Genomic DNA, 24,445 nt, shown 5'->3' with positions numbered 1-24,445 from the left:
CTGGTTGTGTTTAATCACTCAAACCATTCTGTATTGTATATATTTCGTAATCTTTCTAAATCATTTTTAAATTTAGGATCGTTAGTGAAATGCGTCGTCTCAAAAGGGTCTTGCTTCAAGTTTAACAACTGTTCTTCAACGCCTTCTAAATCATAGCGCACATATTTTAAGCCATTTTTATCAACAACCATTTTACCTATTTCACTTTCCACACCAAGTGTTTCGCGCCATGCTACATCTTTGCCTTCAAAAAGTGGTTTTAAACTTTTACCTCGATTATCAGAAACTCCCTCTATATTGGCATAATCGCACACTGTGGGAAGTAAGTCTATTCCATTTGAAATCAAATCCACCTCATTGACTTTACCTGCTGGAATATGGCCTTTCCACATCGCCATAAATGGAATATTTGCAGATTCTTCGTATAATGTTGACTTATGTTCCATACGATGACTTGCACTCATATCGCCATGATCACTTGAGAAAATAACAAGTGTATTCTCTTCTTGTCCGCTGTTTTTTATAGCATCCAAAATCACTTGCACTTCTCTGTCCATCACCTCAGTTAAACGATGGTAAGCATACCTATGATGCCTCCAATCGTTATCTGTAAAATGTTCTCTCGCGTTTTTACGAAACGGTCTGGCATTTATTAGGCTCTTGACTGCTGCAGGTTCATCAATTTGAGGTTCGAAATTTTTTGGAAGCGGTGGACAATAATTCGCATAAAAATCTTCTTCAGTAATACCTTCAGGAATTTTCATAGCTTCATCTAAGGTCGCCAATTCAACCTTAGCTCGTTTTAATAGTATAGCGTCATTTTCACTAGTGGCTTTTTCGCGCAATGCCATATAGCAAATATCATGCGGATTTATCAATGAAACTACCATAAAGTATGGGTTTTCATGTTTTTCTTTAATAATATCTGCCGCCTTATTTACCAACTCACCTCTTTCATCATCGCTAAATTTATTAAAGCCAAGTGCTTTAGGTGTGAGTGACTCTGGCAAATGTTCTTTTCCACCAAAGTATAACTCATAATTCGCTTTTTTAAGATATGAAGCAATGGTAGTGTTTGCGACTTCTTGAGAAACCTGAGGAATTTTCATAGACGCTCTGTTTTCTCGAATTTCATTCCCCTTATCATCTTTAAAATCACTTGGAAACCTACCAGTCATTAAACTAACTCTTGCCGGCGAACAAACTGGATTGGTAGTATAAGCTCTTGTAAAACGGATACCATTCTTAGCAATATAATCTAGTGCGGGTGTTTTTAAATAGGTGTTACCAGCGCAACTCATCATATTAGCGCTCATTTGGTCAACATAAACATATATAATGTTAGGTTGGGGTTTTTTTTGATCTACTTTTTTTGCTTTATTCTGACAACTAGTTATTCCTATAAAAAGGAACAAAAACACAGAAAGTAATTTGTTTTTTGGATTCGTGAAAATTTTCATGACTTTAACAATTATTTTAAAAAATCTTTACCCCATTTTGCTCTTAGTTCTTTTGCCAGTTGGTTAACGGTTTCTAGATACTCAGGTTTTTCAGCTAAATTATCAAGTTCTAAAGGGTCTGTTTTGTGGTCGAACAACATACGTGCATAAGCCACTCCATCATCTTTAGTCCACTCGGTATAAAATAAATCACCTTTTATTAAAGTCACAGCATCTTTAAATTTACTAACCGCCCAATCTTTTTCCGGTGTTTCTCCATTTAATAGCGGAACAAAACTTTGGCCTTCAAGTGTTTTTGGTGCTTCTACACCTATAAGTTCTGCTAAACTTGGGTAAATATCAATATACTCTGTTATAGCATCTGTTTTCTGACCATTCGTTTTACCAGGTACTTTTATTACTAATGGTGTTCTTAAAGCGGTTTCGAAAGTGGAGTGTTTACACCATAATTGATGGTCGCCCAAATTCCAACCGTGGTCGCCCCATAACACAACTATGGTATCGTCTTCTAGCTCTAATCGTTTTAATTCATCTAAAACCAAACCAATTTGTGCATCTACATAACTCACGCAGGCGTAATAACCGTGTATCAATTCTTTAGCTAAATCATCAGGAATATCGCCTTTCTTAGGAATATTACCATAATTTCGTAACTCACCAAAATTATGAAATGCTTGTTTCGGTGTGCTTTCTGGCTGAAGATAACTATCGGGAAATTCAATTTTAGATCTATCATACAAATCCCAATATTTTTTTGGAGCATTGAATGGTAAATGCGGTTTCATAAACCCAATAGCTAAAAAGAAAGGTGTGTTTTTGTTTTTTAGCTTTTGTAAGTCTGCTATTCCCTTTTGCGCTATTTTACCATCAAAGTATGCAGTATCATTAACTTCAGCCATTTCAAAAGCAGTAGCACCAGCGACAGCCAAATTAGCATTACCATTCTCTTTTATATTTTTTTCTAATTGATAATTTCGAATATTCCCTTCTGGAAACCAAATAGAATTCCAAGAAGAAACATCATCCTCCACATTATGATAAATTTTACCATCAGCAATTGTGGTATAACCGTTTTGTTTTAAAAGTCTTGGTAAGGAAATCGCATCAGGAACATCCACATCGGCTCTGGTACTATAATCTATAAAACGATGTCTTGTGGGACGTAGCCCCGTTAATAGACTTGCTCTTGAAGCCCCGCATACCGGAATGTTGCAATACGCTCGATTAAAAACTAAACTCTCTTCAGCCAATTTATCGAGATTGGGTGATTGAATATGATCAGCACCATAAAATTTGAGTTCAGGACGCAAATCGTCAACTGCAATAAACAATATGTTCATTGGTTTTTGTTCTAGTGAGTCTGTAGTTTTATCTTTTTCATTTTTACATGACATAAAAAGCAAGGACAAACCAATTATATATTTGAAAAATTTATTCATTTTAATAAGTTTTTACCAATGTTCAATTACGATATAATCGTCTTTTTTTAGGGTGTTTTTTATGGAATCTGGAATTTTTCGTCTAGGCGTATCTTGGTCTAGTTTAAATCCTTTATTTCCTTTAGGAGTTATGATTGGCATATTACCTGTGGCTTCATCTAAAATATCTCCTTGAGATTTCATCCAACTGAACATGTCTTTTATTAATTTTTGCTTTATTGGCAACAATTCTGTATTATTAGCCAAATTGTTTTGTTCAAATGGGTCATTCTGTAAATCGTACAATTCCTCAAATGGCTCATTTTTATGTGCATTTGCGCCTCTTTTGATGAAGTAATCTACATTGGGCTTTCCTGTTAAATTTTGCTCAACGACTTCCAATGCATTAAAGTTTCGGATGTACTTATATCGTTTATCTCGAATCATTCTTGATGGAAAAACTTCAGAGTTTAAAATGTTCTGATTTGTTCTAACACCATACACATATTTGTTTATTTCAACATCTTCGCCTTGTAACAGAGGTAAAAAACTATTCCCATCTATATCTTCAGTTGCCTTACCTCCTGCAATATTCATGAATGTTGGCAAAACATCTGTATAATGAATGAGTTGATTTGAAGTTGTTCCAGGCTTTATAACTTTTGGCCAACGTACTACAAACGGAACTTTTAAACCAATATCTTTAACCGTGAATTTACCTGACACCCCATGATCTGCACTATAGATAAATAGAGTGTTTTCATCTAAATACGTATCAACTAATTCTAACACTTTATCTATTTGCGTATTATCTTCTTCGATGCTTCTGTAATAGCCAGCTTTAGCTTTTACATAAGCTTCATTCTTTTTTTTATCTTCATTAAATGGATAAAACTTAATAGCCTCGGCCTTTGGATTTTCAACATCAAAATATTTACCATGTGGGTATTTTGATGTGATGAACATGCAAAATGGTTTTTTTGAAGTTTTAAAATAATTTTCAATACTATCTAAAGGAATATACTCTCGAGGCACATCTTTTTTTGGGACTGGTTCCCATTCTCTATCCCATTGGTACACACTTGCTGGCTTTACATGGCTTTTTCCTGCTAGAACAACTTCATAACCCAAATTCTTCATTTGAGTCGTCACGCTTTTAATATCGGGTTTTGTGGCGGTATGATTAGCAAAACAGCCATTTTTTAATGGATATTTACCAGTAAAAAGCTGCGATCTACTGGGAGCACAAATGGCTTGAGCGGTAAAAGCATTATTAAAAAGCATACCTTCTTTAGCTAGACGGTCTACTGCAGCTGTATTGACTTTTTCATTACCGTAGCAACCATAATCGTAAACGTCTTGATCGTCGGCCAAGTAAAATATGATACTGGGTTTTTCGGTTTTGTTTATACCATAATTAATCTCTGACAAGTCCTTTTTTTGTTTGCCATTACAACCTAATAATGACAAAAAAATCACACTTAATACAATTACAAATAATCGTTTTTTATCTAACATGATGTTGACTTTATCCTTCTTTATAATTTTCATTTCTGAATAGATTATCTTTCTGCCCCGATAACTTTTACAGGTTTATCAGGCAAACCATTTACACGTTTTTTCTGCTCCACAAAATAGGGTTGAAAAGTATAATTTGACTCTGAATCCCACTTCGCGTTACTTTTTGGCAACAAGGTTTTTAACTCTTCGATTTTATTTTTGAATTTTGGATTATTTGCTTCATTTGCCCATTCATTTGGGTCGGTGCTGTGATCATAAAATTCTTCTTTACCATCTTCATATTGTATGTATCTATACCCATTTACCCTTACAGCATGATTATTCATACCAAAAGTGGTTATGGCTCTTGCGGCTTCCAATCCTTCATCATTTTTCATCATGGCAACTAAACTTTTCCCTTCATTCCTCTCATAGGCCGGCAATCCGCTTAATTCTAAAAGCGTTGGATATATAGATAACATCTCTACAGGAGCATTAATTTTCTTTCCTTTAGGTAAATTAGGTCCAGCAAACATTAACGGTGCTTTGGTTGCTGTTTCCCAAAGTGCGTGTTTTGCAAAAGTTCCTTTTTCCCCTAAGCGATAGCCATGATCTGACCATAAAACCACAACTGTATTATCAGCATATTGACTTTCTTCCAAGGCATCTAAAACACGTCCTAATTCATAATCTACGTAACTCATACAAGCCAGATAAGCTTGAACTATTTTTTTCCATTCACCACTTTCTTTTGCCCATTCTGTTGATGGCATCATAGGCAAATCATTAATCTGCAACCCTACTGGTGGAATATCGTTCAAATCATCGGCTAAATATGGTGGTGTTTTAATGCTTTCCAAAGGATGCATATCAAACCATTTTTGCGGTACATAAAGCGGTACATGCACGCGCAAAAATCCTAGTCCCATAAAGAATGGCTTGTCATATTCTCTATTTAAACGTTCCACAACCCAATTGACAGATTGGTGGTCTGGCATTAAGGTATCGTTATCAGGAAATGCGCCCCAATCTGTACTCGTTCTCCCATGAGTTCCTCTAATACCCTTTCCAAAACCATCCCAAACAAAACGCTTTTCAGGATAAGGACCAAAACCTTTCACACGCCCCCCAGATTCATTAAAAACACTATCTGGTGCGTGAATATGAAACAGTTTACCAATACCCATGGTATGATAGCCGTTATTCTCAAAATATTCTGGTAAAAATGTAATGTCTTTTGTAGCTGGGTTACCTGCTCTTCGAATTTTATTATCAGGAGTCATTCCGTAAATCCCTGTCGTAGAAGGCCTCAGTCCTGACATTACTGACGCTCTTGATGGTCCACACAGAGGCGCTTGCACGTGCGCGTTTGAAAAAGTAACTCCCATTTGTGCTAATCTATCAAAATTGGGCGTTTTGGCATTTGAAAATCCATCAATAGGTGTAATCCAATTGTTTAAATCATCAACCGCAATAAATAAAACATTCGGTTTTAAAATTTCATTCTTTTCTACATTCTTTTTTTCATTATTACACGAAAAAACGAATGTTAAAACCACCAATAATATCAAGTATGTTTTATTCATAGTACATGCTTTTTATTCTGCTCTAAAACCAGCGATTTTTTGTTGTAGTTGTTCCACTATTTCCGGGTTATTTTCGGATATATCATTCTTTTCAAAAGGATCTTCATCAATATTAAATAATTGAATTTTTTCATTTGGCTTTCTAACAGGGTCTGGAACAATTAATTTATATGGTGGAGCAATGGCAATATTGTAAAACATGCTGGACTCTACGGTATCAAAATCATGTGCGTAGATTTCTCCAAAAATTGCATCACGACTTTTTAGTTGTTCTTCGTTCAAAACACTTACACCTGGTAAGTTTTTGGGTTTATCAATATCTAATATATCAAGAACTGTTGGCACCATATCAATGCTACTTACCACAGTTGTAGTATCCATATTAGGTTTTATTTTACCAGCCCATTTATACATGATTGGTGTACGCATGCCTAAATCATAAGGCGATCGTTTTGATATTTTATCGTAACTAGAGTCGTTTAAGTTTTGCACCCAACCATTATCACAGACATAAACAAATAAGGTGTTTTCAGTTTGACCTCTTTCTTCAATAATATCAAATAATTCGCCACAGGTTTCATCAAACCATTCACACATGGCCCAATATTTGGCAACATGTTCAGTCGGCGCTTTCGGAAGATACTTATCTAATAAACGTTGAGGAGGGTTATGAGGTGCATGTGGTAAAAAAGGTGCATACCACAGGAAAAATGGTTTTTCTTCTTTTATTGCTAAATCTACATAGCTTGTTAATGTATCCATGCCTTTTCGTCCAATTTCTAAACCATAATCACCATGACGTCCACCTCGTTTTGGGTCTCCATGCGTCATTCCGTAATCAAAACCGCCGTTTCTATGGTTTCCAATCCACCATTTACCTGTTTGAAACGATAAATAGCCCTTATCTTTTAATAAATCTGGCAACGTATTTAAACCTTTAAAATTCTCGATTACTGGTTCATAATTTTTAGCACGCCAATCCTTTCTATTAGCCTTTGTGTTACCGGGAAGCACTCTATCATTTCCTAAAACTTTATGGTCTTTGGGGTACAGTCCTGTAATGATGGTTGCTAATGAAGGCGAGCATAAGGAAGTTGGCACATATCCTCTAGTAAAGGTTAAACTTTCAGAAGCAAATTTATCTAACCTTGGTGTTTCAATGTTTTTATCTCCCATAAAACCATAATCGGTCCATGATTGATCATCTGATAAGATGAAAACGATATTTGGTTGTTGTTGTACCGTCTTATCATCTACTATTTTAGCCTCGTCTGTTTTCGATTTGTTTCCACAAGAAAAACAAATGCTTACAAGCAATATTAAATAACTTATTTTATTTAATTTCTTCATTGTTCTTAATTTATTTGATTTATCGTTAATTATTAAATGTTATTCTTCATGTTTTAGCACCTGTGCTTCATTTTTATTACGCATCACAGCACCATTATCTCCTAAGAGATACATCTTTCTGAAGTCTGACCCTTTTACTTTTTCTCCAACAATCATTCTAGCATCAGGATGTGGATTATCAATTAGAGAAGAAATTACAAAACCGGAATTCTTTCTACTTAAAAAAACCTTGCTCTTTTTAAACGATTTGCCTCCATCGAAACTATCCCACCTACTTATTTCTCCAATATTTTCTTGGGTTTGACTTTCTAAATATAAACTTACTTCTTTAGATGATGTTACATCCAGATCAGCATCACCTTTAGGCAGATTAGAAGTATCGCCCTTTAACCATTCTTGTCCATCCCATCTGAAATATTGCAAGCATTTGGGGCCACTTCTGTTTGCTCCTACGTCTGGACCAACCATTACACCTACATGTGGAATTCCTTTTGGGTCTACATCGGTAATCCCTTGAAACGTCCAATCTTCGGCTATTATGCTAACCAATGCTTTTTCATCAGCCATTTCCTTGGTTAAAGGCATTTCTAAAGATTCATTTTTAACATTTTTCCATTGTCCTGTCTTAGTATCAAAAACCATATAATATAGGTTGTGTCTTTCTGGAATATGACCACGTAGGTCTTGAGCATTTTTATTATCTCTACAAATATGGTAGTCGAATGCTACAATAATATCGTCTCCATTACCTCTACTCACCCAAGGGTACCAAGAATCTTCGGCTTCAATATCTGTTCTACGCTTATGCTTTAAAAAGGAAACAGGTTCACCAAAAGTAACACCATTATCGGTTGATTTTTGGTATACCCAATTGCTTCTATGCGCACCATGGCGATAAAACAGATAGATATCGCCATTATCCATTTTTATAAACTGACTATAGGTTCCAAATAATGAAATATTATCTAATGTTTCCCACTCAGAAATATCTAAAGGTTTTTTAGAAACTGCATGTAAATTTTTTCCATAATGATGATTTCCTAACGAATTTTTACCATCTTCGGGTGTCCCGCCATGACCACCAAAAGCAATATGAATATAGCCGTCATCATCTATAAGAATAGCTGGTTTACCATGATTATCTATTTTCTTTTTACGGTTTGGGTCTTTTCCCATTTCACTTACCCCCACTTTAAATGGGCCTTTCCACTCTTTGGTAGTATGATTGTATGATGCTACATAAGGATCTTCCAACTCGCCTTGGTAAGCAACATAAGTAATGCCTTTGTGATAAACACCTGATGGATGTTGCACAATGGCCACCGCATTGCCAAAACCATTGTTGGCAAAGTAATCTACCATTTCATTTTCTTCTGTAGTTACTTTGACATTTTTGGTTTTTGATGCACATCCCAAAAAGCAAAAGCATATCAATAGTATTCCGAAAAAGAGTTTATTCATTATTATTATCAAGCTTTACTTTTTTATAAAATTGAATCTTTACATGACCTAATAATCCTGATGTTAATAATTCATCCTGTTTTATCTAATCTTTCCATGATGAAATCGTAGTGCTATCGCTTTGGTGTTCTAAAATCTTACCAACCAATCGGGTAAGCTTTTTATTCTAATAAAATTCTAAAGTTTTACCATTGTTTTCAGCATTTACCAGATTAAGGAGAAACGTAAAAGTCTTCTTTTTTTTTTCGCACTGCCTTGCTCATCCAATACTTTATATCTAAAGCTTCGAATTTAGTTTGGTTTTGTGGTAAAACTATCCTTAACTGTCCTGTAGTATTTAATAAAATTTGAGTAAGTTGACGATTTCTGTATAACGTCTTACACTAATCTAGCATATTAACACCCTAATGAAAAAGGTTTATGATTCATATTTGTTTGCATTAAAATGTCACCAAAAAGTTACTAGTTGAGTTATGGCATTACCTCAAGATTATCAAACAAATTACCATCATAAGAGCTTCCTAACATAACATAACCAGACTTTTTATCATGACTAACTTTTGTTATAGAATGTCCATCAACGAAAGCTTCTATTTCCTTGTCCATAAATGTCAATTCCAATTTATGCCAAATGTTAGCATCAAAATTTTCGACACTCCCTTGTCCAAGCGTTTGTTTATCAAAAACTAGCGTCCAATTCCCGTTTTTCTCAAGCATTAATCTATAACCTTTCAAATAACTTCCTTGAACACGACCACCTAGTTCCACGTTACCACCTTCTATAAAAACATCTACACTACAGGTAAAATTCGTCCATGTTACATCTCCAACTAACGTGTTGGGTTTTATGTTTGAACGGCGATATACGCGCATCCAATCATAACCTTGCTCTGGGTTTATTTGTTTCAAACAATTAGTTCCATCTTCTTTTTGAACAATTTCAAAACTACCTGTTTGGTCTGAATGGTATTTTGGCAAGTCACCAACTTTACGATCCTCATAATCTTCTTTATATGGGAATGGGAATGGTGTTTCTTCTGGTATACTGTATTGTCCTTTTTGTTGACCTGTTGTAGTTGTTAACGAATAAATACACTTAGGATCTAGTTTAATTGTAAATAAACCGTTCTTTGGCTTTATACTTTCAAGCTGTACAAACTGCTCTTTCTCGCTAGATTTCCAGACATTAACAAGGGTATTCGACAAGCCTTTTTCAATAGCTACCTCAATAGTTTCATGTTCCTCGGTACAGATAATCATACTCCAGTCTGAACTATTTTTATTTTTCATTGTAACACAGCTGCCTTTATATGTTGACGCATCAAACAATCCACAAGCTTCATCTAAATATTGCCAATCATTAGCTTCGGCAAATTGTGTGGTATGTGCAGTAGCCCAAATAGTTGGCCATACTTCATAATAGCCACTCCAAGGACTATTGGCTTTCATGGCTCCAGCTTTATCCCAGGTTACCGATTTATAAATGGAACCTATGGGCGCCCAAATTAGCGTTTTGGTTATTTTATCTCTAATATAAAACTTGTTGTAAATACGCGCTAAATTCAGAGCCCCAGCTCCACCCCAGTCCTTACCCGTCCAGCTCCAATCTTCACTAGCCCACAATGGTCTACCTGATGCTTTGGCCTTTGCTGTTGTTGGGCGTCCACGACCATCTACCATATCTTCCGTGAACTCTCTTCCCGTTACGTAATGATACCCCACAGCCTCAATCACTTTATCAAATTCGGGGTCTTTTTCCAATTCTTCAAATATTTGCCAGTCTCCACTATTATCATCAGGACCTTGAATCTTAACGTTTTCATAGCCTCTTGCATCTAACATAGGACGTACTTCATTCACCAACCAATCACGATCGGTATAGTTTTCATTCTCTGCAGCTGCTACCCAATCAATATCTAAATTCCAATCTCTTTTGGCTACATCAAGGAAAGTCACAAAATACTCCGCAGATTCCTTAGTATAAATATTAGGTTTTAAATACCCCGGAAAACTCCAAGGTAGATATTCCAAAATCATGTTAGGGTTTCTGTCTTTAGCAGCTCTCATAAACCAAAACTCATAGCCTCTTGAAACGGGATTCTTTAACTCTTCACGCGTAATGGCATGTGATGGTTCAGAACCACAAGTAGAGTTTTCGCCACCACCCATTTCAACTTTTAAATGCTGAAAGCCAGCACCAAATTTAGGTTTAAAAAGAATGTCGAGAATATGGTTGCGGTATGGATCTTTATAATCGTACAACAAATCGGTTGAAGCACCAGCACTTACACCACCAATACCTTCAAAGGTACGTCCTTTATCTTTCGGATTTAAAGTAATTTTCACTACACCATTCTCCTGCTTAAAAACTGGTGGCTCGAAAGCTTTTTCTGGATCTACAATGTCTCCCATTTCAAACCAAGCAGGTTCACTATGCCTAACGCCTCGATTATTACCCCATACGGTAACTCTCCAATATACTTTTTGTCCAGATTTTAAGGGTTCACCTAGATACTGATATGGTCCCGTCTCTGACTTGCTAGTTGGTCCCGTATCCCAAAGATCTGGGTACTTTAATTTCTCAATACTTGTGGCCATCATAATACGAAAACCGCCTTGTTCCTGACTTATACTGTCTCCCACAAAAGTCCAGCTAAAAGATGGTCTAGCCAAAGTTATTCCCGTTGGGTTACTTTGTGACTCACACTTTAAGTCTTTTACTTGAATGGCTTGAGCTGTAGAGCACAAACACCATAGATAAATTACTATTTGCTTCATGATGTTATTTTTGTTTTAGTTCATTCTTAAATGACCATTTAGAGTTGTTGGATTACCGAAATATTAATTTTTACAAGACCTAACTTCATATTGATAATTTATGCGTTGGGTCGCTTAGAAATAATTCAAGCTGCCTCTCTTTTTCTTCTAACATTACATCGCAAGGTTGATTCACGGTAATTCCGCCTTTAATTTTTGATGTTCCATTTATGTCAAATACGATGCCCGACATTTTTTTATCAATGGTTTCATCAGAATGAAGTGCCTCTATTTACGATTTGAAAAGGTTTGTATTTATGCTACGTCTTTAATTTTTTGATTTACATAATAATCTTAAACATTTTTATGGAATTGAATCAATTCGAAAGGATATGTCTCGGCTGAACTATTGTCATTACTAAAATTACCACAGATAACCGTAGCAATAAAAATAAATGTTAGAATCAGATAAGTTTTAAAAAACTTCATCAAGAATTTATTTTTTAATCAATCCTTATTGCAACTAAAAAACATTAGTAATGCATTAAAAATTATTAATCCTCCCGTTATATAAATTATCATCAGCATACTTTTCTCTTTAAATTAATCAATAAAAAGTTCATCTAAATAAGGACCACTTTCTCCTGTTGTTTCGAGCTTAACACTATTCGCACCAGCCTTAAGCCTTATAATTGTTGGCACAAATTTCCATTCCTTTTCCCAACCTCCAGTAGAATTAAATTCTAAGGTTCGTATATACTCATCGTTTACATATAATTTCATAGGATGCAATTTCCCTTCATTATTATGCATATATCTAAAACGAATACTGTAATCTCCTTCTTCGCCATCATTTTCTTGATAGAATTCTACCGACCCCTCGTTACCATCAAATCTTACAAAGCCACTACCCTTATATCGATGTGCATCTTCACTTGTTATCGCACCTCCTTGAAGAATACCATCTTCTGCAGAAATGTTAACGCCTCTTCCAATCCACATATCTTTAGAATGTTCATCTCCCCAAAATAAGCCTTCGTTTTGCCCAAAAGTTTCTTCCATTTTTAAAACTATTTTTCCGTTTAGTTTTGCAATAGCTTTTACTGTTGTGCCATCAATAACTTGAAAAGTGCCCTTATAAATAATGCCACTTGATTCTGGATTTTCTCCATTAGTTGTATAAAGTATCTCTAAATCATCAGTATTTGAAGTGCCAAAAATTTGAACTTGTTGGGCATCTATAGTGATTTTATTTGAAGTATATAGCGCCTTATCTCCTAAAATTGATGCTGTTATTATCGAAGCCTTTTTTGCGTTGGGTAATGCTCTTAAAAACAATCTAGATTTTCCAAAAAACAAGGTTCTAAAATCTGATTTTGTTCTACTTGTAGGATCAATAGGATTTCCATTTTCCATGGAAATTTTCTTTACATCACCTTGAATGTTATAGTAAACCTTGTTTTCTCCGTAAGGATATAAATTGTCATTTTCATCTACACTTTCTGAGGTGATGATATAACTTGTTGTAAAACTATCTTCAGCATCTAATTTTTGAATACTTGTTATTAATTTTGAAGGTTGCTTACTGGTTGAAAAAGACGTTCTTTTTACTTCTTTCTCATTAATATATGCGATTGCTTCCAATTTTCCTTCTTCATATGGTACCATCCATTCGCATTGCATTTCGTTCCAAACGGTTCCTGGTTGGTCTTTGCCTAAAGATTTTCCATTTAAAAACAGCTCTACCTCTTCTGCATTGGAATATACCCAAACAGGGATTACAGTACCTTTTTCCATTCTTGGATGTGTCCAATGTGGTAACATGTGAATCATCGGTTCTTTTGTCCATTGGCTTTGGTAGAAATAAAACAAATCCTTTTTAAATCCAGCTACATCTATGGCACCACCCATAAATAAATTGAATGGTAAACCTCCATGAACCAAACCAGCTTCTCCGTAATAATCGAAACCTGTCCATCGAAAATGCCCACTATGCCATGGATGATCTCGCATCACTTCCCAATATTTTCTGGCCGAAACTCTTACTGTTGCATTATCGTAAGATGAATTGAAACTTTGCTTTCTGTTTTTCCAGTTTTTAGGATTTATACCTTCATAGAAAAATATTTCTTTCTCTGTTAAATTAGGCAACTCGTAAGTACCTGGTAATTCATTATCGCGCCACCATGTTTGAGTTCTGTAATAGCCTCGTGTTTGCCATGTGTGAGGTGCTTCGGTTGAAATAAATGGTTTATCAAACGTTTTACTTTCTATAAATGATTTAGTTTCAGAACCACCGTTAACACCTTCAATATCCATATCCTCCGGATTTCCAGCACCTGAAGTAAATAAACGTGTTGGATCTAATTTTTTTCCAAACTTTACGAGTTCTGGAGCAATATCGCTATGGGTTTCGTTACCCAAACTCCAAACAAAAATACTTGGGTGATTTCTATCTCTAGTAATCCATTCCTTTACATCGCGTTGCCACCACTCATCAAATGCTTGTTTGCCATAATCTTGAGGTGCTTTTTTGTGCCAACCATCAAAAATTTCATCCATTACCAACAAACCAATTTCATCACAAATATCATAAAACATAGGTGGTGTTGGGTTGTGAGAAGGACGAATGGCATTAATACCCATATCTTTTAGAGATTGTAATTTCCAACGTAATAAAGGTTTCGTCCATGCGCCTCCAACAGGTCCACCTTCCCAATGTTCGCAAACACCCTTTAGCTTTACATTTTCACCATTTATCCAAAAGCCTGTTTCAGTTACCCATTTTACTGTTTTAAAACCAAAAGTGGTTTCTATCTTATCAAGGACTTTTTTACCATCTAAAATCTGAGTCACAGCTTTGTATAATTTTGGTGAATCTGGACTCCATAATTCTGGATTTTCTATTTCAAACTGATAAGTTGGATTTGATGCTTTTAATTTTTCAATTGTGTTGGTCAATTCTTTTCCATCTGGAGAATACAATTTCACCTCATACTTAAGTTTCTCTATATCACCATTAATTTCTGCATCAACATTTACAAAAGCACTATTTTTTTGAATATTGGGGGTCGTAATAAATATACTATTGGGTTTAAAATGCGTCGTATTTACCTCTAATAATTTCACGGACGCATAAATTCCACATGGATGATACCAACGCGCTGAAGGTTCTAAGCTATTATCAACTCTCACGGCTATCGTATTTTCACCTTCCTTTAAATACTTTGAAATATCATATCTAAAACTAATATATCCGTAAGGTCTTTTTCCTAAATAATTACCATTTACCCAAACCTCACTATTCATATACACACCATCAAAATTGATGTATGTTATTTTTGAAAGGCTTTCTTTTTTTACGTTGAAATATTTTCTATACCAACCAATGCCTCCATCATGATAACCACCACCTTGACCTTGATCGCCACCTTTACGTACGCCTTTTTCAAACGACCAATCATGAGGAACATTCAAAGTGCTCCAATAATCATCATTAATGTTTTCTTGCGAAAAAACTGTATCATCTTCTAAAGTAAACCGCCAACTGTTATTGAAATTAGTTTCTGCTCGTTGCGAAAAGAGTTCTAACGAAAACAGTAGAATGGCTATTAATATTTTGAGGTTCTTACCCATTTTAAAATTAAAGAATTATCGTTGCGCCTTTTTTATAGTTGATTGTTTAAATTTTTATCGTTTCCTTGGAATATCGTTTTGTAAAAATGGTTTATCTCTAGGAAACTGCTGTTCTAAAAGTTTTTTCATACGTCGCTCTACTTCGTTGTATTTAGAATTTCCAATTAAATTCACAAAAGACAATAAGCTATTTTTATGTTCATACAACTCTGCTTGCAAGATTTCATTGGTTACCGAATCTCTCCACTCTGTATAACGCCACTCACCATCTGTAGCTGTACAACCCATAATATTTTTTCCTCTAGCATAGACACTTGTTGCAACCTCATCCCATTTCTCGTTCGGGTTGTTAATTACTGAAAGTATACTTTTACCATCAGATTTAGGCCCTTCTAGACCACACAAATCAACCAAGGTTGGAAAAATATCAACATTTTCAACTAATGCATCTGAAGCTTTACCTGTAACTCTTTCTTTATATCCTGTTTCTCTGCTTATAATTAATGGCACGCGTACATCTATTTCAACATTAGAATGTTTACACCAAGCTCCATATTCTCCTATTTTATAACCATGATCGCTCATAAAAATAACCATGGTGTTTTTGCGTAGATCTAATTCTTCCAGTGTTTTCATAACTTTACCTACTTGCGCATCTATATAACTTATAGAAGCGTGGTAACCATGAATTAAATCGCGTGTTAAATCATCATCTAAGTCGCCTTCTTGAGGAATACCATAATAACCTTTTAATTCTCCCCAATTGGTTAATGCCAACCTATAGGCTCCTTTCGGCTTTTCTCTAGAAGGGATTTTAAAATTGTTTTTATCATATAAATCCCAGTACTTTTTTGGCGCATTAAATGGTAAGTGTGGTTTACTTAACCCTACGAACATTAAAAATTTATCGTCTTTTATTTTTTGTAATGTTTCTATAGCATATTTTGACGCGCGACCATCCTTATACGCCTCATCATCAACATCGGCAGCTTCAAAAGCAGGTCCTTTTATAGGTTTCCCTTCTTTTTTAAGACGCTCTAAGATCGTAGCATATTCTGGTTTATTATAGGTATTCCCTTCTTTTTTAAAATGAAGGGTCCAGTTTTCTTTATCATCATTACTTTGATGATATACTTTACCTATACTGACTGTTTGGTATCCATTAGCCTTGAATAATTGTGGCATAGAAACTACATCTTTATGCACTTTACGAAGTGGTGTGAAAATACTATAAATTCCAAGTGTTTCTGGACGCAACCCAGTTAATGTACTCATTCTAGAAGGTGCACAAATGGCTTGTTGCGTGTAAGCTTTATTAAACAACACACCTTCACCCGCCAACTTATCGATATTTGGAGTTATTGCTGTTTCGCTTCCGTAACATCCTAATTCTGCTCTTAAATCATCAACATAAAAAACTAACACATTAGGCTGTTCTTTAGTTGTACTTGTTTCTAATTGTTGCGCAATGCCATTTGAAAAACAAAAGATGACTAGTACTATGATTATGATATTTTTCATTTTATTACTTTTGAATGGGTTTTGGTGATTGCGAAGCGTTTATGTATTCATCAAATTATCTATATAAACAGCTTAGTTTTATCTTTTTTACAGCTTAAAAAAGATATTAAAACCAATAATGTTACTTGAGATAAAAGTTTTAGATTCATGTAAATTTTTAATTGCTTATTTTAGAGTTGATGTAAATTTATAGGATCCTGGTTGTGCCAATAGTTCAAACCCAGATTCTGCTGTCTCAACTAATTTGACTTGATTACTATCTTCAAGTTTTTTACCATTTAGCAATAGTTCATTTGATGTATCTGCTGGCACAATTATTTTTGCTGTAGTATTAGGAGGAACAACAACTGCTAAATGAAATTCTCCATTCTTTATTTCCCAAGACGAAGACACTTTTCCATACGGTGTGTTTAATGATGCGGAAGCAGAATTAAGCGGCTGTCTAGCTTGAGGTGCTATTTTAATAACTTTATATCCTGCCTCTAAAGGCGCAATACCCGCAATACGCTCATACATCCATTCACCAATTGCACCATAAGCATAATGGTTTAAACTGTTCATGCTCATTGGATTATAACCTTCTGTTTTGCTGTAACTGTTCCAGCGTTCCCAAATAGTTGTAGCGCCTTGATTGATTGAATAAAACCAAGATGGATACGTTTCGTTGAAAATTAATTTATATACTAAATCTATTTCTCCCATGTCATCTAAAACTTTTGATAATAATGGTGTTCCTAAAAAACCTGTTCGTAAATGATAATCTGCCTCTTTTAATTTTCGTAATAAATTATTTTGAGCGTTTTCTATTTTTGATTCTGGAAGTAAATCAAATGCTAAGGCTAATAGATATGTTGTTTGTGTTTCTGTAACATCTTTTACCTTTCCTGTTTCATCAAAAAACTTTTCATCAAAAGCTTTAGCCACATTTTTATATAAGGCTTCATATTTTTCTTGTTCTTTAACCTCTCCTAAAACCTGAGCTGTTAATGCTGTTAACTTTGCCGAATGTGCAAAAAATGCTGTACCTATTAAGCTACTCGAGGTATCGCCTCTAGTGTTTCCATTTTCTGGAAAAGGCTGTAACCAATCTGAAAAAGACATCATATTGGATATATAGTTTTTTGATTTTAATTCATGATAAGACACCCATTGTTTCATCATTTCAAAATTATCCTCCAAAAAGCCAACATCACCTGTACGTAAATATATTTTCCAAGGAATAATGGTTCCTACATCGCCCCAACCAGAACTTCCAATTTTATTTCCACGGGAATCTGGAACCGTCCATGGAATAGCACCATCTTCTAATTGTGCTTCCCTAACACTTTGTAACCAACTGGCCCAAAACTTATAAACATCGGCATTAAACATAGATGTTGGCCCAAATACTTGCGCATCACCAGTCCACCCTAATCGTTCATCACGTTGCGGACAATCGGTAGGAATATCTAAAAAATTACCACGTAGACCCCAAACGATGTTACTTTGTAGTTGATTTAACTTATCATGTGATGAAGCAAACTTACCATTATCATCAAAATCTGAATACAAAACGACTCCTTTTACCCAATCTTTTGAAGGTTCTTTTGATGTGTCAAACCCGCTAAGTTCTACATACCTAAAACCGTGAAATGTAAATTTGGGCATATAAGTGATGTCTCCATCTTTAGCAGCTATGTAATAATCTGTTGAATGTGCCGAACGGTAATTTTTAGTATAAAACGAACCATCTGGCGATAGCATTTCTGCAAACCTTACTTTTAGGGTATCTCCCTTTTTCATAGGAACATTTACAACAGGTACACCTACCATATTTTGTTTTAAATCAAATACAGCCGCTCCGTCATTACTCGTCATGTCTTGCGGTACTAACTCTATTTTACCTTTTACGGTAGTGTGGCGCTTTGGTTCTAACTTAACATTATCATCCAGAGCTGCAACTTCAACGGTCGCCCAATCTTTATCATCAAAATTGTTAGTCGTCCAATTAGGCATTTCTAAATTTGCATTATAAATTTCACCATCATAGATTTCAGCGAACTGAAGCGGACCATTTGTTGTCCCTTTCCAACTATCATCAGAAACTATAATTTCTTTAGCGCCATCACTCAACGTTATTTCTAACTGTGCTAAAACTTTTGGCGAAATTGTATTATCCCATGGTGTTGTTCCCCAAAGTAAACGACCCGAATACCAGCCCGAAGCCAGTTCAACACCAATGGTATTTTGTCCAGATTCTATTAATTTGGTAACATCATAAGTTAAGGTCTCAATGCGTTTATCATAAGTGGTAAAGCCAGGTGACATCGCATCATCTGAAACATTTTCACCATTTATAGAAACATCAAACACGCCTTTAGAGGTAATGTATAATCGTGCTGAAGTTACATCGTTGGTTAGCTCAAATCCTTTTCTTAAATATTGTGGTTTATGTATGAGTACTTTTCCACGTCCTCTAATACTATCTTTGGCAGTATCCAAACCAACCCATTTGGCTTTCCAATCGCTATTATTTAATAAACCTAATTCGAAGTTTTGAACAGCACTCCATTTTGAAGCTTCATTATCTTGATTCCAATATTTTACTTGCCAAAAAACTTTTTGTCGAGATTTTAAAGCTTCTCCTTCATATTTTACCCATGTAGATTGTGTGGTTTGCTGTTTTTCGGAGTTCCACAAATCAGCATGATCTGGTAATAATTCTGGACTACTAGCTACTACTATTTGATAAGCTGACTGACTTAGCACACCTTCAGAAACTGGTAATTGCCAAGTAAAAGTAGGTGAGCTATCATAAAAACCTAAAGGGTTTTCAAACCCCTCGGAAATTGTTAATTTTTGAGCTTCTACAAGAGTTTCTTGTTCTTTACATGATGTAAAGCTCAAAAAAACACAAGCACAAAAAGCAAATAAGAAATGTTTTAAGTTTAATTTTTTTAACATGATTATAGTTTAGTTTGAATGTTATATGATCCTGGTTCTGCTAAAAGTTTTAATGTATTATTATCAGAACGAATTAATTTTAAATTTGAAGCTTCTTTTAAAGCATTACCATTTACAAGTAAGTTATTTTGAGTTGCATTTGGAATATGAATTTCAGCAGTTGTATTCGGAGGAATTACAACATCAAGATTAAAAGAATCATCCTCAATTACCCATGATGATGACGCTTTTCCATAAGGTGTTTTTACACTTGCAGAAGCCGATCTTAAAAACTCGGTATTTGGTATGGGTGCAATTCTTATTTTCTTATATCCAGGCTCTAAAGAAGCGATTCCGGCAATGCGTTCGTACATCCATTCACCAATAGCTCCATAAGCATAATGGTTCAAACTATTCATAGGCTGTGGATTATAGCCATCTGCTTTACTATAACTATTCCAACGTTCCCACATCGTAGTTGCCCCTTGGTTTATAGAGTAAAACCAAGATGGGTAGGTTTCTTTAAATAGAATTTTATACATCATGTCTATTTCTCCCATATCATCTAAAACCTTTGGCAAAATTGGTGTTCCTAGAAATCCTGTTCCTAAATGATAATCTGCATTCTTTATCTCTTCAAGTAAGTGCTTTTGTGCTTTTATTTTAGTTTCTGGCTTTAATAAATCAAAATGTATGGCGAGTAAATAGCTGGTTTGTGTTTGTATTTCTCCTGTTAACCTTCCGTTTCCATCAAAAAATTCATTCTCAAAAGCACTAGCAATAGTATTGTACAATTTTTTGTATTTTTTTTCATCTTCTGTTTTACCTAAAACACTAGCGATTTTAGATACTAAATGCGCTGAATGCGCAAAAAAAGCAGTATGAATTAACTCTTTTGGTGTATCTCCTCTATTGCCCCCTTTACCTGTTTTAGAAGGATAAGGTTGCAACCAATCTCCAAAAGAATGCATTATTGGAATGTAGGTTTTATCTTTAACTTTGGATTGATAATATCCAACCCATTTTTTAGCCGACTCGTAACTCTCTTCCAGCACGGTAATATCGCCTGTTGCATTGTAAATATCCCAAGGAATAATTACAGCAGCATCACCCCAACCAGAACTTCCGTTTTTGGTTTGCAATACATCTGGCACAATAAAAGGTACCATACCGTCTTTATGTTCAGATTGATTTTCTCTTAAACTTTGCAACCAGGCTGTCCAAAAGGCATGTACATCATAGTTAAACAACGATGTTGGCGCAATAACTTGTGCATCTCCTGTCCAACCCAATCGTTCATCACGTTGTGGGCAGTCTGTAGGGATATCAAAGAAGTTGTCTCGTAAGCCCCAAGTAATATTACTTTGTAATTGATTCAATTTATCATGCGATGATGTAAATGTCCCGTTTTTCTCAAAATTGGAATGTTGTGCTATCCCTTGTACCCAAGAAGCATCTGGTTTCGCATTTTTATCATAACCACTTAATTCCAAAAATTGAAATCCGTGAAACGTGAATTTTGGTGTGTATTCGATGATGCCATCCGACACAGCGATATAATAATCAGTTGATTTTGCAGAACGGTAATTTTTAGTGTAAAAAGTTCCATCAGATAATAGCATTTCAGAAAACCGAATTTTTAAAGTATCGTCTTTTTTCATAGGTACTTTAACTTTTGGCACGCCCACCATGTTTTGTTTAAGATTAAAAACTGCCGAATTTTCATCAACCGAAACAATTTCCACATCTGTTAAAACCAGTTGATTTTTTACGGTAAGATGTCTTTTTGGAGCTAATTTAACATCCTTAGAAATAGTTTCAACTTCAACCAATTCCCAATTAGAATCATCAAAAGTAGCAGTGTTCCAATTTGGCATTTCAAAATTTGCATCATAGACTTCGCCATCGTAAATACCTGCTAAACGTATGGGGCCATTTGTAGTACCTTTCCAAGATTCATCTGAAATAATGGTTTGTTTTGAACCATCTTTCATGACCACTTCTAGCTGACATAGAATTTTAGGTGATAAAAAATTATCATAAAGGGCAGTTCTTCTACTAATTCTTCCTGAATGCCAACCTGAGGCTAATTCTACTGCAATGGCATTATTACCCGTTTCTAAAAAATCAGAAACATCGTAAGTAAGTGTTTCTATGCGATGATTGTAAGGCGTCCAACCTGGAGTCATGACATCATCACTTACATCTTTTCCATTTAAATACACATCAAAAACACCTTTTGCAGTAATGTATAGTCTTGCTGAAACAACATCTGAAGATAATTCAAAACCTTTTCTTAAATATTGTGGTCTGTGCATTAAAAACTTTCTAACGCCCTTAATGCTATCTTTGGCAGTATCTAATCCTGCCCATTTGGCTTGCCAATCGTTATTGTTTAAGAGTCCTAGCTCAAAAGAATTGATTTCACTCCACTCTGAAGCGTTTTCATCTTGATTCCAAAAGCGCACTTGCCAGAACACTTTTTGACGTGACTTTAATTCTTTACCTTGATATTTTACAAAAGTAGATTTAGAACTTTCTTGTTTTTCGGAATCCCATAAATCTGGATTATCAGGTAAATTTGATTTTGATGTAGCTACAACTATTTGATAAGCAGATTGCGATTTAATTTGTTCTGATACTGGCAATATCCAAGAAAATGTTGGCTTACTATTATAGAACCCTACTGGGTTTTTAAATCCTTCTGATATTATAAGACCCTCAGGTTTTAATACTCTAGTCTTATCACATGTACTTAAAAATGTTAGTAATAAAGTACTAGTTACTATAAATAAATATCGAATGGTCATTAATTTTCGAAAACTTAAATCTTTACTGATTTAGATTATATATTTAATTGCTACACTCTTGTAATATTTGTAACTGTATTACTTAAGTTTTTTATCATTTTATTATTTGAATACACACCCCATCTAAAATGGTACAAAGCATCGATATTCCCCAAAGTACTTTCTTCAGAAATTCCTGTAAACTTTAATTCATCATTAAAATAGACTTCCATGTCTTTACCATTACTTCTTATTTTAATTTTGAAACTTTTTGCTCCATTTGCCCAATCTTCATCTGAAGAAATACGTATATTTCCATTAGACCTTGATCCTACATGTATTCTTCCATTAGATCTGACTTCAACTCTAAGTTGAGGACCACAACAACCTGCGAAAAGCTGTGCTATAGTATATGTTTCATGTAGTTTATCACTAGGCATCATTGTTGCTTCAAATGTATGCCACTCCGCTCCTTCTTTCCACTTTAAACCTTGTCCGGCTTCTGTTCTAGCATGTTTTCTCTCCCCTACAAATTCATCACCAATAAATAATTTAAAGATTTGTTTGTTGGCAGATTCTTCATACCATTTCGAAACGGTGTTAAAATCTTTTCGTTCTACATCATCATCAATAACTGTGAATAAATTAAACGGACTAGGAATACCTTCATGCGGAGTTAATGGAATACCACTATCTTGTTCTTCCTGTTCTTCCTGTTCTTCTTCTATGTTGTATTCAGGACTATCGCTACCACTACAATTTAGTAATGTTACAAACGCAATAAGAGCAAGAAATTTAACAGCTATTTTTTTCATGAAATATTTAAAAATATTAAAGAGCAAGATTGTTTCTATTTTTCAAAAAACCATCCTGCTCTGTCTTGCAAAGAGGCTGTTTTTTTAATTTATTTATTTATCCTTCGATAAATTGAAATTAAATTTATTTCTGTTCGTTGAATTTCTAATGACCAGTTGAGACTTTAATATTTTATGAGAGAAATCAATAGATAGATTATTTATTCTTTCAAAAATTAATCGAGCAGATTCCTGTCCCATTTGAAATGCTGGTTGATCTATACTCGTTAATGATGGTTCAAGTAGTTCATTAACTGGCTCATTATTAAAACCAATGATAGCTAAGTCTACTGGGATTTTAAGCCCCCGTTCTTTAGCCGCAACCATTGCTGCTATTGCTATTTGATCGCTAAATGCTATAATTCCATCAGGAGGATTAGGCGAATAGAGTAATTTTCTCGAGGCACTTAAATTACTTTCTTTCGTAAAATTGCAGAATTCTATTTGCTTTTCATCTATCGCAATATTAGCATCTTTTAATGCCTGCTTGTATCCTAAAAGACGCGTATTACTTATTTGTAATATTTCAGGACCACCTATGTACGCAATGCGTTTACAACCTATTGATAATAAATGTTCGGTTGCATCGTGTGCCGCCTTAAAATTATCAATTACTACTTTATCAGCTGCAACTTCATCACATTGCCTATTAAATAAAACCAATGGTATATTTTTTTCTTGGAGTCCTAAAAAATGATCAAACTGCTTAGTTTCACCCGCTAGAGAAACTATTAAACCTGAAACCCCCATATTTACGAGCTCCTCTGTTAATTTTTTTTCTCTTTCGTAGGATTCATTCGATTGACAAATAATTATGTGCATATTATGCGCTTCAGCTATTTTTTCAATTCCGCTAATTGCCATCGCGTATAAATGGTATTTTATTTCTGGAACAATAACTCCTATGGCATTGATTTTTTTAGGCAAGACCGAATCCGGAAACTTGTTAGTGAAATAATTTAAGTCGTAGGCAGTTTTTAAAACCTGATTTCGAACCTGCTCGCTAATTCTTGGGTTATTTTGAAGTGCTCGTGATACCGTAGAAGTAGAAATTTCTAAAATATCAGCAATATCTTTTAATGTTATTTTCTTTTCCAAATTGCAATTTTACGTGTTGCTAAAGATATTGAATAATATCTCTTGCGCAAAATATTGCACAATAATTTCACTAATTTAAAATTTTATCATTAT

14 protein-coding genes are annotated in these 24,445 nt (G+C 34.7%); all 14 read right to left on the bottom strand.

Annotated elements, in window-relative coordinates; translation table 11 throughout:
• Positions 1–14: 14 nt before the first annotated feature.
• Positions 15–1,460 (bottom strand): sulfatase family protein, encoded by a 1,446-nt coding sequence (locus tag O5O44_RS05140; protein ID WP_289196011.1) that lies wholly within the window; start codon positions 1,458–1,460, stop codon positions 15–17.
• A gap of 11 nt (positions 1,461–1,471) precedes the next feature.
• Entirely contained in the window at positions 1,472–2,899 is a 1,428-nt protein-coding gene (locus O5O44_RS05135; protein WP_289196010.1) for a sulfatase, read from the bottom strand.
• Between the two features lie 12 nt (positions 2,900–2,911).
• On the bottom strand, positions 2,912–4,429 hold the full coding sequence (locus O5O44_RS05130) for a sulfatase family protein (protein WP_289196009.1): 1,518 nt from the start codon (positions 4,427–4,429) through the stop codon (positions 2,912–2,914).
• An 11-nt stretch (positions 4,430–4,440) separates the two neighbouring features.
• Complete coding sequence (locus O5O44_RS05125) at positions 4,441–5,964, bottom strand: sulfatase (protein ID WP_289196008.1); 1,524 nt, start codon at positions 5,962–5,964, stop codon at positions 4,441–4,443.
• 12 nt (positions 5,965–5,976) lie between these two features.
• On the bottom strand, positions 5,977–7,314 hold the full coding sequence (locus O5O44_RS05120; protein ID WP_289196007.1) for a sulfatase-like hydrolase/transferase: 1,338 nt from the start codon (positions 7,312–7,314) through the stop codon (positions 5,977–5,979).
• 39 nt (positions 7,315–7,353) lie between these two features.
• Positions 7,354–8,775: a BNR-4 repeat-containing protein gene (locus O5O44_RS05115; RefSeq protein ID WP_289196006.1), complete on the bottom strand. Its 1,422-nt coding sequence runs from the start codon at positions 8,773–8,775 to the stop codon at positions 7,354–7,356.
• Positions 8,776–9,246: 471 nt separating this feature from the next.
• Positions 9,247–11,553 (bottom strand): glycoside hydrolase family 78 protein, encoded by a 2,307-nt coding sequence (locus O5O44_RS05110; protein ID WP_289196005.1) that lies wholly within the window; start codon positions 11,551–11,553, stop codon positions 9,247–9,249.
• 85 nt (positions 11,554–11,638) lie between these two features.
• Positions 11,639–11,785, bottom strand: a complete 147-nt coding sequence (locus O5O44_RS05105; RefSeq protein ID WP_289196004.1) for a polysaccharide lyase beta-sandwich domain-containing protein — start codon at positions 11,783–11,785, stop codon at positions 11,639–11,641.
• Positions 11,786–12,135: 350 nt separating this feature from the next.
• On the bottom strand, positions 12,136–15,168 hold the full coding sequence (locus tag O5O44_RS05100) for a glycoside hydrolase family 2 TIM barrel-domain containing protein (protein ID WP_289196003.1): 3,033 nt from the start codon (positions 15,166–15,168) through the stop codon (positions 12,136–12,138).
• 54 nt (positions 15,169–15,222) lie between these two features.
• The gene (locus tag O5O44_RS05095) at positions 15,223–16,689 is read right to left on the bottom strand and encodes a sulfatase (RefSeq protein WP_289196002.1); all 1,467 of its coding nucleotides are present in this window, start codon (positions 16,687–16,689) and stop codon (positions 15,223–15,225) included.
• A gap of 165 nt (positions 16,690–16,854) precedes the next feature.
• Entirely contained in the window at positions 16,855–19,632 is a 2,778-nt protein-coding gene (locus O5O44_RS05090; RefSeq protein WP_289196001.1) for an alpha-L-rhamnosidase, read from the bottom strand.
• 2 nt (positions 19,633–19,634) lie between these two features.
• Entirely contained in the window at positions 19,635–22,421 is a 2,787-nt protein-coding gene (locus tag O5O44_RS05085) for a family 78 glycoside hydrolase catalytic domain (protein WP_289196000.1), read from the bottom strand.
• 50 nt (positions 22,422–22,471) lie between these two features.
• Positions 22,472–23,215 carry a polysaccharide lyase family 7 protein gene (locus tag O5O44_RS05080; RefSeq protein ID WP_289195999.1) on the bottom strand — a complete coding sequence of 248 codons (744 nt, stop codon included), beginning with the start codon at positions 23,213–23,215 and terminating at the stop codon, positions 22,472–22,474.
• A 93-nt stretch (positions 23,216–23,308) separates the two neighbouring features.
• A complete protein-coding gene (locus O5O44_RS05075; RefSeq protein ID WP_019386976.1) occupies positions 23,309–24,352 on the bottom strand; it encodes a LacI family DNA-binding transcriptional regulator in 1,044 nt (347 codons plus the stop codon).
• Positions 24,353–24,445: the final 93 nt, after the last annotated feature.

It is taken from the genome of Algibacter luteus (genome assembly GCF_030344935.1).
In the GTDB taxonomy this organism is placed as follows: domain Bacteria; phylum Bacteroidota; class Bacteroidia; order Flavobacteriales; family Flavobacteriaceae; genus Arenitalea; species Arenitalea lutea.
This window is presented reverse-complemented; position numbering and strand designations above follow the sequence as displayed.

Coding starts and splice junctions, on each gene's coding strand:
- O5O44_RS05140 (WP_289196011.1), bottom strand. CDS start 1,460: ATGAAAATTTTCACGAATCCAAAAAACAAATTACTTTCTGTGTTTTTG.
- O5O44_RS05135 (WP_289196010.1), bottom strand. CDS start 2,899: ATGAATAAATTTTTCAAATATATAATTGGTTTGTCCTTGCTTTTTATG.
- O5O44_RS05130 (WP_289196009.1), bottom strand. CDS start 4,429: ATGAAAATTATAAAGAAGGATAAAGTCAACATCATGTTAGATAAAAAA.
- O5O44_RS05125 (WP_289196008.1), bottom strand. CDS start 5,964: ATGAATAAAACATACTTGATATTATTGGTGGTTTTAACATTCGTTTTT.
- O5O44_RS05120 (WP_289196007.1), bottom strand. CDS start 7,314: ATGAAGAAATTAAATAAAATAAGTTATTTAATATTGCTTGTAAGCATT.
- O5O44_RS05115 (WP_289196006.1), bottom strand. CDS start 8,775: ATGAATAAACTCTTTTTCGGAATACTATTGATATGCTTTTGCTTTTTG.
- O5O44_RS05110 (WP_289196005.1), bottom strand. CDS start 11,553: ATGAAGCAAATAGTAATTTATCTATGGTGTTTGTGCTCTACAGCTCAA.
- O5O44_RS05105 (WP_289196004.1), bottom strand. CDS start 11,785: ATGTCGGGCATCGTATTTGACATAAATGGAACATCAAAAATTAAAGGC.
- O5O44_RS05100 (WP_289196003.1), bottom strand. CDS start 15,168: ATGGGTAAGAACCTCAAAATATTAATAGCCATTCTACTGTTTTCGTTA.
- O5O44_RS05095 (WP_289196002.1), bottom strand. CDS start 16,689: ATGAAAAATATCATAATCATAGTACTAGTCATCTTTTGTTTTTCAAAT.
- O5O44_RS05090 (WP_289196001.1), bottom strand. CDS start 19,632: ATGTTAAAAAAATTAAACTTAAAACATTTCTTATTTGCTTTTTGTGCT.
- O5O44_RS05085 (WP_289196000.1), bottom strand. CDS start 22,421: ATGACCATTCGATATTTATTTATAGTAACTAGTACTTTATTACTAACA.
- O5O44_RS05080 (WP_289195999.1), bottom strand. CDS start 23,215: ATGAAAAAAATAGCTGTTAAATTTCTTGCTCTTATTGCGTTTGTAACA.